The following is a 14634-nucleotide window of genomic DNA, read 5'->3' as shown; positions in this document are numbered from 1 at the left end:
GAGTACGTGTAAACGCTTGTACGACAACCAACGGCGAAAGAGGCGCGCACGGTGTCTAGGGGCAGCTCGGGAATCGTGGTCGCGCTCACCGCTGCGGCCGTTGCCGCGGTGAGCTTCCTGGCCTACCAGGCGTCGGCGAACGCCCCCGCCAGCGTCGCCCCGAAGCCGAAGGCGTCCAGCAGCTCGCCGGCCGCCGGGCACGCCAAGCCGAAGCCCACGAAGGACCCGCTCGCGGTCCCGGGCTCCTCCGGTACGGGGATGCGGGTCGTCTACGCGCTGGGTGACCGGCGGGTGTGGCTGGTGGACGCGAAGGGCAAGGCGACCCGGACCTTCAAGGTCATGCCGAGCGCGGTCAGCGCGCTCCCGGGGACGTACCAGGTCACCTCACGCTCCGGCAGCGTCACCGGCTCCGACGGGGTGCCGATCGAACACGTGGTGCGGTTCGCGACGACCAACGACGTGGCCATCGGCTTCAGCGCCGCTCAGGACGGCTCGATGGAGAGCCCGGACCCGACGCTGAAGGCGGGCGGCGTACGGATGTCCCGTGCGGACGGCAACGCGGTCTGGACGTTCGCCACGGTCGGCGCGAAGGTCGTCGTGGTCCGGTAACCACCTCAAGCCCGTCCGGCGATTGAGGACATCCGTAAGCTCCGCCGACCCCGGCGCAAGGCTTCCGTCCTCAATCGCCGGACGGGCTTGAGTGGCCGGACACGGACGGGGTGCCGCACACGGGCGGAGGGCCGGAAGGGCCCGGGGCGCACCCGTCCGCACCCGGAGACACGTCATCCGGCGGCGTCGACACCGCGCTCGCCGCCGCCCCCGCCGCCAGCAGCTCGGTCATCGTTACCGCGCGCGGCGGCCGAAGGTCACTCTCGGATGTCGGCATGGACGCCTCCTGGGGCTCCGGTGGAAAGGCACGGTTAGGCAGACCTAACCTGCTCTCGCCCTCCATGTCACCACGCCCGCACCGCCCCGCGCAACAATTTGCCGACACTGTGTCGGAAAGCAGGCGCCGCTCAGGCCCCGTCCACCGCCCACGGCTCCCAGGGCTCGTGGGGCAGTCCGGCCCAGCGCGCCCCCACGCCCACCAGCGTCACCACGCGCCGCTCGTCGTCCGTGTCACCGACCGCCCGGTCGATCAGCACCTGGAGCCGGTCGTCCGCCAGCTCCTCGACCTTGCCGTCGCCCCACTCGACGACCACCACCGATTCCGGCAGCGACACATCGAGGTCGAGGTCCTCCATCTCGTCGAGCCCGCCGCCCAGCCGGTAGGCGTCGACATGGACCAGGGCGGGTCCGTCGCCGAGCGGCGGATGGACGCGGGCGATCACGAACGTGGGGGACGTGACGGCGCCGCGCACCCCCAGGCCCTCGCCGAGGCCGCGGGTCAGGGTGGTCTTCCCGGCCCCCAGCTCTCCGGTGAGCATCACGAGGTCGCCGGGGCGCAGCACACCGGAGATCCGGCGGCCCAGGGCCTGCATCTGTTCGGGGGACTCGACGGTCAGCCTCACGCTGACGGTGCCGGACTCGCTCGCGGCGGTCTCAGCGGCCGCCGGGCTGTTGTGCGGTGCTTCCATGCCCGCCAACGTTAGAGGATTCCGGTACGGCTCCCGCCCGCACCAGCAGGTCCGCGAGCCGGTCGGTGACCGTCTCCGGGTGCTCCAGCATCACCAGGTGTCCGGCGTCCGGGACGATGACCAGTTCCGCGTCGGGCAGCCGGTCCGCGATCGCCTCGCTGTGCGAGCTGGGCGTCACCAGGTCCTTGTCGCCCGCCAGGATCAGCACCGGGACGTCGAGGAACAGGGGCAGCGCGGCGCTCTTGTCGTGCTCGGTGAAGGCCGGGTAGAACTCCGCGACCACATCGATCGGGGTGGACTCGATGAGGCGTTCCGCGAACCGTTCGACCGCCGGGTCCACGTCCCGCGAACCGAACGAGTACCGCTTGATGAGCCCCGCGAACAGGTCGGCGGTCGCCCGCCTGCCCCGCTCCACCAGCTCCGCCTGCGAGCCGAGCGCCCTCAGCACCCCGGGCAGCACCCGCCGTACCGCGTTCACGCCCGCCACCGGCAGCCCGAAGCTGACCTCACCGAGCTTCCCGCTCGACGTACCGACGAAGGCGACGGCGACGACCCGGTCGCGCATCAGGGCCGGGTACTGGTCGGCGAGCGCCATCATCGTCATGCCGCCCATGGAGTGCCCGACCAGCACCAGCGGTCCCTCGGGGGCGGCCGCGTCGATCACGGCCTTGAGGTCGCGGCCGAGCTGGTCGATACCGACGTGGACGCCCTGCGCCTGGGCCCGGCCGCGCTCAGAGCGGCCGTGGCTGCGCTGGTCCCAGTGGACCGTGCGCACGAGTCCGCGCAGGGCCGCGCGCTGGAAGTGCCAGGAGTCCTGGCTGAGGCAGTAGCCGTGGCTGAAGACGACCGTGACGGGGGCGGGGGCCTTGCGCCCGAAGAGCCGGCGCCTGCGCGGACCGGCTCCGTTGCCGGGGGGCGTACCGTCGGTGCCGGTGCCGCCGCCGGGTTCGACCTCGTCGATCTCGTAGTACAGCTCGGTGCCGTCGTCGGCGGTGGCCCGGCCCGGCATCCCGCGCAGCGAGCCGTACGGCCCGGTGGCGTCCAGCGCCAGCCTGGCCCGCTTCCGCATCCCCCGGCCGACCGTCAGCCGCTCGACCGCGACGCCGGCCGCCGCGCCCGCCGCGATCACGCCTATGGCGGCCCCGGCGACCCCCGCCCGGCGCCAGCCGACCGTCGAGGCGGCCGTCGCCATCGCGTCCCCCGCGCTGATCTCGCTCACCGTGCCGCGCTCCTCGTGGGTCGTGTTCGGGTCGGGGCCGGTCCGATCACATCAGCTCCGATCGGATCGGTCCCGGTCCAATCTGCTCCGATCTGATCAGACCGAAACCGATCGTGCCTGGTCAGGAACGCTTCCTAGGTCAGGACCCGGCCGACATTCCGTCCGCTGTCCCGTCCGCCGTGCCTTCCGCCGTCCTTTCCGCCGTGCCTTTCTCCGTCCCGTCCCGGTAGACGCGTGGCACCCGGCCGCCGATCCGGGTGACGATCTCGTAGGCGATCGTGTCCGCCGCCCGCGCCCAGTCCTCCGCGCTCGGCTCGCCCCGGTCACCGGGGCCGAACAGCACCGCGTCACTGCCCTCCGCGACCACGTCGCCGTCCAGGTCGACGACGAACTGGTCCATCGCCACCCGGCCCGCGACCGTCCGCCGGACCCCGCCGACCAGGACCGGGCCCCGGCCTGAGGCGTGGCGCGGGATGCCGTCCGCGTACCCCACCGGCACCAGGCCGAGCGTGGTCTCGCCGCTCGTCGTGTAGTGGTGCCCGTAGCTGATGCCGTGCCCGGCGGGCACCTGCTTGACCAGGGCGACGGAGGCGGCGAGCGTCATCACCGGACGGAGTCCGAAATCGGCCGGGGTGCCCAGCTCGGGGCTGGGCGAGATGCCGTACATGGCGATGCCCGTCCGCACCAGGTCGAAGTGCGACTCGGGGACGGTCAGCGTGGCCGGGGAGTTGGCGATGTGCCGTACCTCGGGTTCTGCACCGGCCTTCTCCGCGTACGCCACCATGTCGCGGAACACCGTCAGCTGGGCGGCGATGGAGGGGTGTCCGGGCTCGTCCGCGCAGGCGAAGTGGGACCAGAGGCCGGTGATCCGGACGGTCCCGGCCTGCTCCGCGGTGCGGGCGGCGGCGACCAGTTCTGGCCAGTCGGCGGGCTGGCAGCCGTTGCGGCCGAGGCCGGTGTCGGCCTTGAGCTGGATACGGGCGGGGCGGCCGGCCTCGGTGGCCGCCGCGGTGACCTCGCGCAGCGCCCACATGCCGCTGACCGAGACATCGACATCGGCCTCGATCGCCTCGCGCCAGGGCCCGCCCGGCGTCCACAGCCAGCACATCACCCGGCCGCCGAGCCCCGCCGCGCGCAGCGCCAGCGCCTCCTGCGGGGTGGCGGTGCCCAGCCAGGTCGCACCGGCTTCGAGCGCGGCACGGGCGCAGGGCACCGCGCCGTGTCCGTACGCGTCGGACTTGACGACGGCCATGAGCTGCGCGCCGGACGCACGGGCACGCAGAACGCGCACGTTGGCGCGGAGTGCGGCGAGGTCGATCTCGGCACGGGCTCTCAGGGACGCTGTCTCGTTCATCGCGCCCAGTGTCTCAGAGCCGTGTCCCGGAGCCGTACGGTGCGGCCTTCGGGCGCCGCTCGCGGCAGGGCGCGCCGGGGGCCGGGTCAGCGGTGGCGCAGCTCGTGTTCCAGGTGGTCGACGAGGACCGGTACGTGGCTGTGCCGGACGTCCTTGACCGCTGTCACGAGCGTCACCGGGCCGCCGTCGCGGACCAGCGCGACGAGTTCACCGACGGCGGCGGTGTGCACGGGGTCGGCGAGTTCGGCGCGGTAGCGGTCGACGAAGTCGTCGTAGCGGGTGCCGGAGCGGTCCTCGTGGTACCAGGAGCGCAGTTCCTTCGACGGGGTGAGGTCTTTCAGCCACTTGTCGATCGCGGCGCGTTCCCTGGCGACCCCGCGCGGCCAGAGCCGGTCGACCAGCACGCGGGTGCCGTCGCCGTCCTCCTGCGGGTCGTACACCCGGCGTACGCGCACGTCACCGTTGCTGTCGCTCACGACCGAGCCCCTCTCTCGCCGCTTCCAGGATCGCTCAGGCCCGTACGTCCCGCCAGGCCGACCGGATCGCCTCCGCGACGTCCTGGGCGGCGACCGGGGAGCCGTCGGAGGCGTGCCGGGCCGCGAGGCCGTGGAGGTGGGCGCCGACGGACGCGGCGTCGTGGGGGGCGAGACCGGCGGCGAGCAGCGAGCCGGTCAGCCCGGAGAGCACGTCGCCGCTGCCCGCCGTGGCGAGCCAGGAGGTGCCGGTCGGGTTGACCCGCACGGGGGCGCCGGGGTCTTCGGTGGCGATGAGCGTCGTCGAGCCCTTGAGCAGGACCGTGGCGCGGAACCGGGAGGCGAGTTCGCGTACGGCGGCGAGCCGCCCCGCCTCGACCTCCTCGCGCGGGACGCCGAGCAGGGCCGCGGCCTCCCCGGCGTGCGGGGTCAGGACGGTCGGCGCGGTGCGCGCCCGGACCGCGTCGGCGTCCAGCAGCCGCAGCCCGTCCGCGTCGACCAGCACCGGCACGTCGGCGGCGAGCACGTCGGAGACGGCCTCCTCCGCGTCCGTCCCGTCACCGAGCCCCGGTCCGACGACCCAGGCCTGCACCCGCCCCGCCTTCGACGGCGGGCCCGCGTGGACCAGGGTCTCGGGATGCCGCGCGATGACCGCGTCCGCCCCGGGGCCGACGTAGCGCACCGCCCCGGCGCCGCCGCGCAGCGCCCCGGAGACGGCCAGCACCGCGGCGCCCGGGTAGCGCGCGGAGCCGGCGGCGATGCCGACGACACCGCGCCGGTACTTGTCGCTCTCGGCGCCCGGTACGGGCAGCAGCGCGGCCACGTCCGCGTACTGGAGCGCCTCCAGGTCCGGCACGGCGGGCAGTTCGGCGCCGAGCCCGATGTCGACGAGGTGCAGCGCCCCGGCCCGTTCGGCGGCCGGGTCGATGAGGAGCCCCGGCTTGTACGCCCCGAAGGTGACGGTGGCGTCGGCGCGGACCGCGTCCCCGAGCACCTCACCGGTGTCCGCCTCGACGCCGCTGGGCAGGTCGACGGCGACGACGGGCGCGTCGTGCGCCGTGTACCGGGCCACGAGCGCGGCGGCGCCGGGGCGCAGTCCGCCGCGCCCGCCGATGCCGGTGACGGCGTCGACGACGAGGTCGACGCGGCCCGCCCAGTCCCGGTGCCTGCTCGTCGCCGGGACGTCGAGACCGTCCACCACCCGGCCGCCCGCCGCGCGCAGCGCCTGGCTCCCGCCCTCGTGGGCCCGGCCCGGCGAGACCCGGACGGCGAGCACACCGGCCCCGCGCCGGGCGAGCCGGGCACCCGCGTACAGCGCGTCGCCGCCGTTGTCGCCGCTGCCGACCAGGAGGACGACGCGGGACCCGTACACCCGGCCGCCGCGCCGCAGCAGGTCGGTGCAGGCGGCGGCGAGCCCCGCGGCGGCGCGCTGCATCAGCGCGCCCTCCGGGAGCCGTGCCATGAGGGCCTGTTCGGCGGCCCGTACGGTCGAGACGCTGTACGCAGTACGCATGGCTCCAACGTACGCAGAAAACGCCCGCCACGCCCCGGCCAGGTCACGCCCAGGCCAGGCCCGCCGTCACGCGCCCGGCTCGGCCCTCCGCCCTCACCCCTCCGCGATCACCACGGCGGACGCCACCCCCGCGTCATGGCTGAGCGACACGTGCCACTGGCGCACGCCCAGTTCGGCGGCGCGGGCCGCGACCGTGCCGCTCACCCGCAGCCGGGGCTGCCCGCTCGCCTCGACGTACACCTCGGCGTCCGTCCAGAGCAGCCCGGCGGGAGCGCCGAGCGCCTTGGCGAGCGCCTCCTTGGCGGCGAACCGCGCGGCCAGCGAGGCGATCCCGCGCCGCTCACCGTCCGGCAACATCAACTCGCTCTCCAGGAAGAGGCGTTGAGCCATCCTCGGGGTGCGCTCCAGCGCCTCGTCGAACCGCTCGATCTCCGCCACGTCGATACCGACCCCGATGATCACGTACGCACCCTCATGTCACTCCATTCACTCCACGGTGACGGACTTCGCCAGATTGCGCGGCTGGTCCACTTCGTTGCCCCTGGCCGTCGCCAGCTCGCAGGCGAAGACCTGGAGCGGAACGGTGGCGACCAGCGGCTGAAGCAGCGTAGGCGTTGCGGGAATCCGGATGAGGTGGTCGGCGTACGGGACGACCGCCTCGTCACCCTCCTCCGCGATGACGACGGTGAGCGCGCCCCGGGCCCGGATCTCCTGGATGTTCGACACGATCTTGCCGTGCAGCACCGAGCGCCCGCGCGGCGACGGCACCACCACGACGACCGGGAGGCCGTCCTCGATCAGCGCGATCGGCCCGTGCTTCAGCTCCCCGGCGGCGAACCCCTCCGCGTGCATGTACGCGAGCTCCTTGAGCTTCAACGCGCCCTCCAGGGCGACCGGGTAGCCGACGTGCCGCCCGACGAAGAGCACCGTGTCGTGGCCCGCCAGCGAACGCGCCAGCGCGCGCACCGGCTCCATGGTCCCCAGGACCCGCCGCACCTCGCCGGAGATCTCGGAGAGCTGACGGATGACGGTGCGGATCTCGTCGCCCCACTTGGTCCCCCGGACCTGCCCGAGGTACAGCGCGACGAGGTAGCAGGCGACGAGCTGGGTGAGGAACGCCTTGGTCGAGGCGACGGCGACCTCGGGTCCGGCGTGCGTGTACAGGACGGCGTCGGACTCGCGCGGGATGGTGGACCCGTTGGTGTTGCAGATGGCGAGGACCTTCGCACCCTGCTCACGGGCGTGCCGCAGCGCCATCAGGGTGTCCATCGTCTCGCCGGACTGCGAGATCGCGATGACGAGCGTGCGCTGGTCCAGGATCGGGTCCCGGTAGCGGAACTCGCTGGCCAGCTCGGTCTCGCAGGGGATCCGGGTCCAGTGCTCGATGGCGTACTTGGCGATCATCCCGGCGTGGAACGCGGTCCCGCAGGCGACGATCACCACCTTGTCGACCTCGCGCAGCTCCGCCCGGGTGATCCGCACCTCGTCGAGGTGCAGGGTCCCCTCCGGGTCGATCCGGCCGAGGAGGGTGTCGGTGACGGCCTTCGGCTGCTCGGCGATCTCCTTGAGCATGAAGGAGGGGTAGCCGCCCTTCTCGGCGGCGGACGCGTCCCAGTCCACGTGGTACGGCAGCACCTCGGCGGGCCGCCCGTCGAACCCGGTGACGACGACGCCCTCCCGGCTCAGCTCCACCACCTGGTCCTGGCCCAGCTCGATCGCGGACCGGGTGTGCGCGATGAACGCGGCGACGTCGGAGGCCAGGAACGCCTCGCCCTCCCCCACCCCCACCACGAGCGGTGAGTTGCGCCGGGCCCCGACCACCACGTCGGGCGCGTCCGCGAACACGGCGACGAGCGTGAACGCCCCTTCGAGCCTCCGGCAGACCTGCCGCATCGCCTCTGCCGGGTCCTCGCTGCCCGCGTACTCCTCCGCGAGGAGGTGGGCGACGACCTCGGTGTCGGTCTCGGATGCCAGCTCGTGGCCGCGCCCGGTCAGTTCGGACCGCAGGGCGGCGAAGTTCTCGATGATCCCGTTGTGCACGACGGCGACGCGCCCGGCGTTGTCCAGGTGTGGGTGGGCGTTGACGTCGGTGGGCCCGCCGTGCGTGGCCCACCGGGTGTGGCCGATCCCGGCGCTCCCGGCCGGCAGCGGCCGCTCGACCAGCAGCTTCTCCAGATTGACGAGCTTCCCGGCCCGCTTCGCGGCGGCCAGCCCGCCATCAGCGAGGACGGCGATCCCGGCGGAGTCGTACCCCCGGTACTCCAGCCGCTTGAGGCCCGCGACGACGACGTCCTGCGCCGACTGCCCACCGACGTATCCGACGATCCCGCACATATCATCCCTTTCCTTGCCATCTGCCCACGTTCTTCGCATAGTCGCAGAAGGTGCGGGGGGTGGCAGGGAGGACGGCGTCGGCCAGGGGATGCGGCGCCACGGCTCGGCGCCGGAGCACGCCGCCGCCCCCGGAGGCCCGCGCAGGCCCGTCCCTCACCCGACGACCCTGATCACGGGCGCACCCGTGCGGGCTTCTCATATCAATTACGGTGTGCTCCGGCGGCCGCCGACGCCCACAAGGTCGTGCCCGCCGCGCAACAGCGACACAACACGACGACGGCCATCACATGGCGTTGGCGTCGAGCTTCGAAAAGAGGAACGTTCATGCGTGCCCGGAATATCGTTGCCGCCACCGCGACAGCATTGGCGCTGGTGGGCGCCCGCGACCTCGTCCAGAAGAAGCACGCACTGCTCCGGAACTTCCCGGTGGTCGGTCACGCCCGGTACCTGCTGGAGACGATCGGCCCTGAGCTGCGGCAGTACATCGTGACCTCCAACGACGAGGAGCGCCCGTTCAGTCGTGACCAGCGCACCTGGATCTACGCGTCGGCGAAGGGCGAGAACAACTACTTCGGGTTCGGGACCGACAACGACATCGAGCACGTGCAGGGGCACGCGTACGTGAAGCAGCGCACGTTCGCCGGAGAACTCCTCCCCGACGCGCACGACCCGCAGGCCCTGCTGCCGTCGGCCAAGGTGCTGGGCGGTCCGCGCGGACGTGCCAAGGCGTTCCGGCCGGCGAGCGTGGTGAACATCTCGGCGATGAGCTTCGGGTCACTCTCCGGTGCGGCGATCACGGCCCTCAACAAGGGGGCGGCGCTGGCGGGCACGATGCACAACACGGGCGAGGGCGGCCTCTCGCCGTACCACCGCAAGGGCGGGGACCTCGTTCTCCAGATCGGTACGAGCTACTTCGGCTGCCGCAACGAGGACGGCAGTTTCAGCCTCGACAAGCTCATGGACGTGGTCGCCGGCGCCCCGGTCAAGGCGATAGAGATCAAGCTCTCCCAGGGCGCCAAGCCGGGGCTGGGCGGGTTGCTGCCGGGCGCGAAGGTGACCCCGGAGATCGCCGAGATACGGGGCATCCCGCTCGGCGTGGACTGCGCCTCCCCGTCACGGCACACCGCGTTCAGCGATGTCGACTCGATGCTCGACTTCGTCGAACTGCTCGCCACCGAGACCGGTCTGCCGGTCGGGATCAAGAGCGCGGTCGGGGAGATGGGGTTCTGGCAGGAGCTGGCCACGCTGATGGCGCGGGGCGACCGCGGCGTCGACTTCGTGACCGTCGACGGCGGCGAGGGCGGCACCGGGGCGGCACCGTTGATCTTCGCCGACTCGGTGTCGCTGCCGTTCCGGATGGGCTTCTCCCGGGTCTACGGCACCTTCGCCGAGCTGGGGCTGACCGACGACCTGACCTTCATCGCCTCCGGCAAGCTCGGCCTGCCCGAGAACGCCGTGGTCGCCTTCGCCCTCGGCGCCGACATGATCAACGTGGCGCGTGAGGCGATGCTGTCGATCGGCTGCATCCAGTCGCAGAAGTGCCACACCGACAAGTGCCCCACCGGCGTCGCCACCCAGAACCCGCGGCTGGCCCGAGGCATCGATCCGACCTCGAAGGCCGCCCGCGTCGCCGCATACCTGCGCACCCTGCGGATGGAGCTGATGAAGGTCTCGGCGGCCGTCGGCGTCGCCCACCCGGCCTTCATCACGGCCGACGACATCGAGATCCTGAACGGCGACTACGACGCCCGCACCCTGTCCGGTGTCTACGGCTACAAGGACGGCTGGGGCGAGCTGGGCCCGCACGTCGCCGGTGAGATCACCGAGTTGCTCGCCACCCGATCGAAGCCGGCCTCCGGGCAGGGACCGGCCGCCTGAGACACCGGCAGTGGGCCCGAACGGCTCATGAAGGGTCGATGCCGCCCCTGCGGCCGAGCGGTGAAGTAGGAACCGCCGGGCGCCGCTCCCGTGCGGCCGCGCGGGCCTATCCCTGGGCGGTGGGGCGGACGACGATGTCACCCACATCGACACCGTCCGGCTGTTCGATGGCGAAGGCGATGGCGCGGGCCACCGCGTCCGGCGAGAGGGCCACCTCCATCATCTTGTCGATCTGGTCCTTCACCGCCGGATCCATGCGCTCCGCGAAGTCCGTACGGACGGCGCCGGGCGAGACGATGGTCACGCGCAGGCTGTCGCCGGCCTCCTGGCGCAGGCCCTCGGAGATGGTGCGCACGGCGTTCTTCGTGCCGGCGTACACCGACTGGAGCGGCACGATGCGCAGTCCGGCGGTGGACACGGTGTTCACGAAGTGCCCGAAGCCCTGCTCCCGGAAGACGGGAAGGGCTGCGGCGATCCCGTACAGGACCCCTTTGAGGTTGACGTCGATCATCTCCTCCCAGTCCTCGACGCGCAGGTCGTCCAGACGGGAGATCAGGCCGACCCCGGCATTGCTGACGAGGACGTCGAGCTTGCCGTACCGATCGCGTGCCAGCTCGACGAGACCGGAAAGGTCCTCGCGCCGCGTCACGTCCGTGCGGGCCCAGGCGGCTTCCCCGCCGGCCTTTTCGATGCGGGCGGCCAGGGCCTCAAGACGCTCCGGACGGCGTGCCCCGAGGACGACCTTCGCGCCGCGCTCGGCGAGCAGGAGCGCGGTCGCCTCACCGATGCCGCTGCTGGCGCCCGTGATCGCTACGACTTTTCCTTCGATTCCCGACATGATGGACGGTCCTTCCGGTGGAGGAGTGGGGGCGGCCGCCATGCCCTAAAGTGAAAGTGGAGGCCCCGCCACTTCACCCACACTAAGTGGCGGCTCCTCCACTTAGCAAATGGAGACAGGGGAGAGTCATCGATGACCCGGGATGCAGGACGCCCGCTGAGGGCTGACGCACAGCGGAACCGGGACAAGATCCTGGCCGCCGCGGTGCGCGTGTTCACCGAGGAGGGACTGGATGCGCACTTCGAGCGCATCGCCAGAGAAGCAGGCGTGGGAACCGGCACCCTCTACCGCAACTTCCCGACCAGGGAAGCCCTGATCGAGGCGGCGTACCGCAACGAAGTGGCCCGGCTGTGCGACGCCGTCCCCGGCCTCCTTGCGGCGATGTCGCCGCCCGAGGCCCTACGGGCCTGGACTCGCCGCTTCATCGACTACGCCACCGCCAAACTCGGCATGGCCGAAGCGCTGCGAGCCGTCGTCAGCGCCGGAACCAATCCCTACGCCGACAGTCACAAGATGATTCAGGCCGCCCTCTCCTCCCTCATGGACGCCAATACCGCTGCCGGAACGATCCGGTCCGACATCAGCCCGACCGACATGTTCGCCGCCCTCGCCGGCATCGCCCTCACCTCGGCCAAGCCCGAGCAGCGAGAGCAGGCCGAACGCCTCCTCGACCTCACCCTGGACGGACTGAAGGCCGCGCCGTCGCAACTCCCCTAAAACTGACGACAGAAGCCCGGCCGCGGAACTGCCGGATCCAGGCAGTGTCGGAGGATTGCCGCCAATGCGCGGTGTGGCGCGTGCGCGCAGGGGAACGGCTCCGGCGAGCACACCGAAATGAGATTCCGCAGTGAAAAACTTCGACCTGGAAGAGCTGGAGACGCTGTTCATCTTCGCTCCTTCACCAGGCGACACATGGGGATTGACATTCACCTACCTCAAGCAGCGCCTACTTGAGGCCAACCCCGAAGTATTCATTCGCGTAGAAGATCCCCGAGACGGGAACTCGCCCGGCGACTCTTTCATGTTTTTCGAATTCACCCTTGAGGGAAAAGAACTCGAAGGCATGGCCAAGATTTCCCCGGAGGGCGTTGCGGCCCAAAACTGCACAGCACAACAGGCAGCAGATTTTGTTGAATGGCTAAGAACCAGCGCCATACCGCCCGGGCACACCATCACGTTCAATACCGAGTGGGGGGTGGAAAGCGGGATTCCGGATGCCGACGTACCCATTACCGAGAAGAGCCAATTGATCGAGCTTTTCCTGGCCCACATCGTCGAGACCGGAGGACTGGAGTAGCCCGGCTCCCGTGGGGACGAAGCAATGGCGCGGCATCGCCACCCGCTACGAGAAGATCGCCACGATCCACCTCGCCGGACTCCACATCGCAGGCATCCTCCTGTGGTCAGCCCGATGATCCGAACGAAACGGCATGGCCCCACCGCCCTGTGTGCCGGCGCCTCCACCTGGACAGTGGTCATAGCCGACCCGGCTCCCGCCTCGGATACCGTGATCCTCTACGGGGTGCCATAACGGATGTCACTCCCCCTACCGGAGGTAGTCAGCGTATGAGTTCAAAGCGCAGCAAGACTCCAGCCCTGCCCGTACTTGACGACGCATTCCGACTCGCGTCGGTCAAGGACGCCGAAGAGTCCACCCGTGACTTGGCCGCACGGCTGGCCACCACCGAGCTGCGCCGCGCTTCCCACCCGGGCCGGGTCACCTGGGAGCCCACCGATCAGGCCGAGCCCGTACCGGTCCCGCCGACCGTGGTCGACGGTGACGGGGACCTGTGGCTGCGGGACCGGGACACCGGCACCTGGACCATGCCCGAGTTCGACCCGAAGGATTTCCCGGCCCGCTGTGGCGAGGTTCTGACGTGGAACCAGCTTGCCTGCGAGTTCGGCCCGCTGACCGGACTGGCCGACGACCGCCGCATCGGCGGCGGTCGTCGCTGACCGCGCAGCCTTCTGGGATGACCGCGCCCTGAAGCGCCCGTTACGGGTAACTCCCAGCTCGCCGCAGAGCTCGACGATGGCGACGAGCAGGTGAGCGTGGTCGTCGGTCACGATTTCTCCATGTCGCAGCCGGATACGTCGTCGCTGTCCGGGCACGGGCCCGCTTCGGCAATCAGGCAATCCGTCCGAGCACCCTCGCCCAGCAGCGGTGATGACCAACGCCCTCCACCCGATCGACCATCCCCTCGGCCGGTTCTGGCCGGAGGTACGGCCCCGCCCCCTCACGCAGCACCGAGGGCCTGCCACACACGCGTATGCGCGGGCAGGCCCTCGGGGGGACGGCGGTGGCGGTGTGCCGACGCTCAGTCGGTCGACGCGTACGAGACGAACTCGGCCCAGGCGCCCGGGGCGAAGCCGAGTTCGGGGCCGGGGATGTTCTTCGAGTCGCGGACGTGGACGGTGGTGGGGGCGGCGGCGACCTCGACGCACGAGGGACCGTCGCTGGTGCTGTAGCTGCTCTTGAACCAGGTCAGGTCGGAAGGGCTTCCGTCCGAGCGCTTCGCAGTCATGTCTCTCCCAGCAGTTTTTCGATGAAGATGCGCGAGAGCCGAGGCGTGAGCGCCTGGGCCCGGGTCAGGCCGTAACGCATGTCAAGGATCTGGACTTCCTTGGGATCGCTGATGAGCCGACTGGTGAGCTGTACCTCATTGAGCCCCACAGCCGTACCGTCAGTCAGCTTAAACACCCGGTGAGGGCCGTCCAAGCCGGCGTGTTCCTCGGTCTCGGTCGGCATCACCTGGATCTCGACATGCCTCAACTTGCCTAGGTCCAGCAGGTGTTCGAGCTGTCGACGCAACACTGCTCTTCCGCCCGTGGGGCGCCTGAGCGTGGCTTCTTCCTGCACGAAGGTCAGCAGCGGGGCGGGCCGACGCTCGAAGATCGCCTGCCGAGCCATTCGTGCGGCCACGAAGCGGTCGACCTGTTCCTCGGTGAACGCCGGGCGCCGCTCCCCGTAGAGAGCGCGGGCATACGCCTCCGTCTGAAGCAGCCCGTCGATCACACCGGACGCATACGAGCCCAACTCGACCGCATCGGCCTCCAACTTGGCGAGATCGCGGACCTTCTTCGGATACCGCGCCTCCGCGACATCCTTCTTCATCGCGGCGATCTTGCCCTTCGCGCCCAGGACGTCGTCCGTCCGGTCCAGGAACTCCGGTTTGGCGATCCGGGTACCGGCCTCCACCTTGTAGACCAGGTTCTCGCCGTACCCGATCGCCTCGCCCAGTTCCGCCGCGCGTAAGCCCGCCGCCTCACGCCAGAGCCGGATCTGCCTGCCGACCATGGCCATCACGGCACCCGACTCGTCCTCGGGATCGACCGCCCAATCCGGCCCGTCCACCATGTCGTTGCCAGTCATGCGCCATCCGCCTCCACCCGTTCGCGGCGCTCCTGCGCTGTACGGCGTGGACAGGCCCGTACGACCGCTGGACAG

The 14634-nt window shown here is 71.1% G+C and carries 15 protein-coding genes; 5 read left to right on the top strand and 10 right to left on the bottom strand.

What is annotated here, in order from left to right; genetic code table 11:
• Positions 1-75 precede the first annotated feature (75 nt).
• Entirely contained in the window at positions 76-609 is a 534-nt protein-coding gene (locus tag OG892_RS24660; RefSeq protein ID WP_073732642.1) for a L,D-transpeptidase, read from the top strand.
• Between the two features lie 407 nt (positions 610-1016).
• Here the strand turns inward: OG892_RS24660 and tsaE are convergent, their stop codons facing one another.
• The 7 genes from tsaE to glmS all read right to left on the bottom strand — a co-directional run bounded on the left by tsaE (position 1017) and on the right by glmS (position 8470).
• The gene (gene tsaE / locus OG892_RS24655) at positions 1017-1577 is read right to left on the bottom strand and encodes a tRNA (adenosine(37)-N6)-threonylcarbamoyltransferase complex ATPase subunit type 1 TsaE (protein WP_328865741.1); all 561 of its coding nucleotides are present in this window, start codon (positions 1575-1577) and stop codon (positions 1017-1019) included.
• The gene (locus OG892_RS24650) at positions 1543-2796 is read right to left on the bottom strand and encodes an alpha/beta fold hydrolase (protein WP_371630301.1); all 1254 of its coding nucleotides are present in this window, start codon (positions 2794-2796) and stop codon (positions 1543-1545) included. Before OG892_RS24650 ends, tsaE begins: the two co-directional genes overlap by 35 nt.
• 139 nt (positions 2797-2935) lie before the next feature.
• Entirely contained in the window at positions 2936-4150 is a 1215-nt protein-coding gene (gene alr, locus OG892_RS24645) for an alanine racemase (protein ID WP_371630300.1), read from the bottom strand.
• An 86-nt stretch (positions 4151-4236) separates the two neighbouring features.
• Positions 4237-4626: a DUF488 domain-containing protein gene (locus tag OG892_RS24640; RefSeq protein WP_371630299.1), complete on the bottom strand. Its 390-nt coding sequence runs from the start codon at positions 4624-4626 to the stop codon at positions 4237-4239.
• Positions 4627-4660: 34 nt separating this feature from the next.
• On the bottom strand, positions 4661-6136 hold the full coding sequence (locus OG892_RS24635) for an NAD(P)H-hydrate dehydratase (RefSeq protein WP_371630298.1): 1476 nt from the start codon (positions 6134-6136) through the stop codon (positions 4661-4663).
• Positions 6137-6229: 93 nt separating this feature from the next.
• Positions 6230-6598: a holo-ACP synthase gene (locus OG892_RS24630; protein ID WP_371630297.1), complete on the bottom strand. Its 369-nt coding sequence runs from the start codon at positions 6596-6598 to the stop codon at positions 6230-6232.
• A gap of 24 nt (positions 6599-6622) precedes the next feature.
• Positions 6623-8470: a glutamine--fructose-6-phosphate transaminase (isomerizing) gene (gene glmS / locus OG892_RS24625; RefSeq protein WP_371630296.1), complete on the bottom strand. Its 1848-nt coding sequence runs from the start codon at positions 8468-8470 to the stop codon at positions 6623-6625.
• Between the two features lie 324 nt (positions 8471-8794).
• On the opposite strand from glmS, the gene OG892_RS24620 reads away from it, so the two are divergent.
• Positions 8795-10348 carry an FMN-binding glutamate synthase family protein gene (locus tag OG892_RS24620; protein WP_371630295.1) on the top strand — a complete coding sequence of 518 codons (1554 nt, stop codon included), beginning with the start codon at positions 8795-8797 and terminating at the stop codon, positions 10346-10348.
• A gap of 106 nt (positions 10349-10454) precedes the next feature.
• On the opposite strand, the gene OG892_RS24615 is transcribed toward OG892_RS24620, so the two are convergent.
• Entirely contained in the window at positions 10455-11186 is a 732-nt protein-coding gene (locus OG892_RS24615) for an SDR family oxidoreductase (RefSeq protein ID WP_371630294.1), read from the bottom strand.
• A 132-nt stretch (positions 11187-11318) separates the two neighbouring features.
• Here OG892_RS24615 and OG892_RS24610 point away from each other — a divergent pair, with 132 nt between their 5' ends.
• From OG892_RS24610 to OG892_RS24600, 3 genes are all read left to right on the top strand, one after another.
• The gene (locus OG892_RS24610; RefSeq protein ID WP_371630293.1) at positions 11319-11903 is read left to right on the top strand and encodes a TetR/AcrR family transcriptional regulator; all 585 of its coding nucleotides are present in this window, start codon (positions 11319-11321) and stop codon (positions 11901-11903) included.
• Between the two features lie 130 nt (positions 11904-12033).
• Complete coding sequence (locus tag OG892_RS24605) at positions 12034-12483, top strand: hypothetical protein (RefSeq protein WP_371630292.1); 450 nt, start codon at positions 12034-12036, stop codon at positions 12481-12483.
• A 269-nt stretch (positions 12484-12752) separates the two neighbouring features.
• Positions 12753-13142 (top strand): hypothetical protein, encoded by a 390-nt coding sequence (locus OG892_RS24600; protein ID WP_327338574.1) that lies wholly within the window; start codon positions 12753-12755, stop codon positions 13140-13142.
• A 362-nt stretch (positions 13143-13504) separates the two neighbouring features.
• On the opposite strand, the gene OG892_RS24595 is transcribed toward OG892_RS24600, so the two are convergent.
• Positions 13505-13711: a DUF397 domain-containing protein gene (locus OG892_RS24595; protein WP_328865749.1), complete on the bottom strand. Its 207-nt coding sequence runs from the start codon at positions 13709-13711 to the stop codon at positions 13505-13507.
• Positions 13708-14559, bottom strand: a complete 852-nt coding sequence (locus OG892_RS24590) for a helix-turn-helix domain-containing protein (protein WP_371630291.1) — start codon at positions 14557-14559, stop codon at positions 13708-13710. The genes OG892_RS24595 and OG892_RS24590 overlap by 4 nt, the downstream gene beginning before the upstream one ends.
• Positions 14560-14634 lie beyond the last annotated feature (75 nt).

The organism is Streptomyces sp. NBC_00341, from assembly GCF_041435055.1.
GTDB lineage: Bacteria > Actinomycetota > Actinomycetes > Streptomycetales > Streptomycetaceae > Streptomyces.
Note: the sequence above shows the minus strand (reverse complement) of the source record. Positions and strands in the feature narration are given on the sequence as shown.

Bases quoted from the DNA above. Each gene is read 5' to 3' on its own strand.
- OG892_RS24600 (WP_327338574.1), top strand. From the start codon at position 12,753: ATGAGTTCAAAGCGCAGCAAGACTCCAGCCCTGCCCGTACTTGACGAC.
- OG892_RS24595 (WP_328865749.1), bottom strand. From the start codon at position 13,711: ATGACTGCGAAGCGCTCGGACGGAAGCCCTTCCGACCTGACCTGGTTC.
- OG892_RS24620 (WP_371630295.1), top strand. From the start codon at position 8,795: ATGCGTGCCCGGAATATCGTTGCCGCCACCGCGACAGCATTGGCGCTG.
- OG892_RS24590 (WP_371630291.1), bottom strand. From the start codon at position 14,559: ATGACTGGCAACGACATGGTGGACGGGCCGGATTGGGCGGTCGATCCC.
- OG892_RS24615 (WP_371630294.1), bottom strand. From the start codon at position 11,186: ATGTCGGGAATCGAAGGAAAAGTCGTAGCGATCACGGGCGCCAGCAGC.
- OG892_RS24610 (WP_371630293.1), top strand. From the start codon at position 11,319: ATGACCCGGGATGCAGGACGCCCGCTGAGGGCTGACGCACAGCGGAAC.
- tsaE (WP_328865741.1), bottom strand. From the start codon at position 1,577: ATGGAAGCACCGCACAACAGCCCGGCGGCCGCTGAGACCGCCGCGAGC.
- glmS (WP_371630296.1), bottom strand. From the start codon at position 8,470: ATGTGCGGGATCGTCGGATACGTCGGTGGGCAGTCGGCGCAGGACGTC.
- OG892_RS24635 (WP_371630298.1), bottom strand. From the start codon at position 6,136: ATGCGTACTGCGTACAGCGTCTCGACCGTACGGGCCGCCGAACAGGCC.
- alr (WP_371630300.1), bottom strand. From the start codon at position 4,150: ATGAACGAGACAGCGTCCCTGAGAGCCCGTGCCGAGATCGACCTCGCC.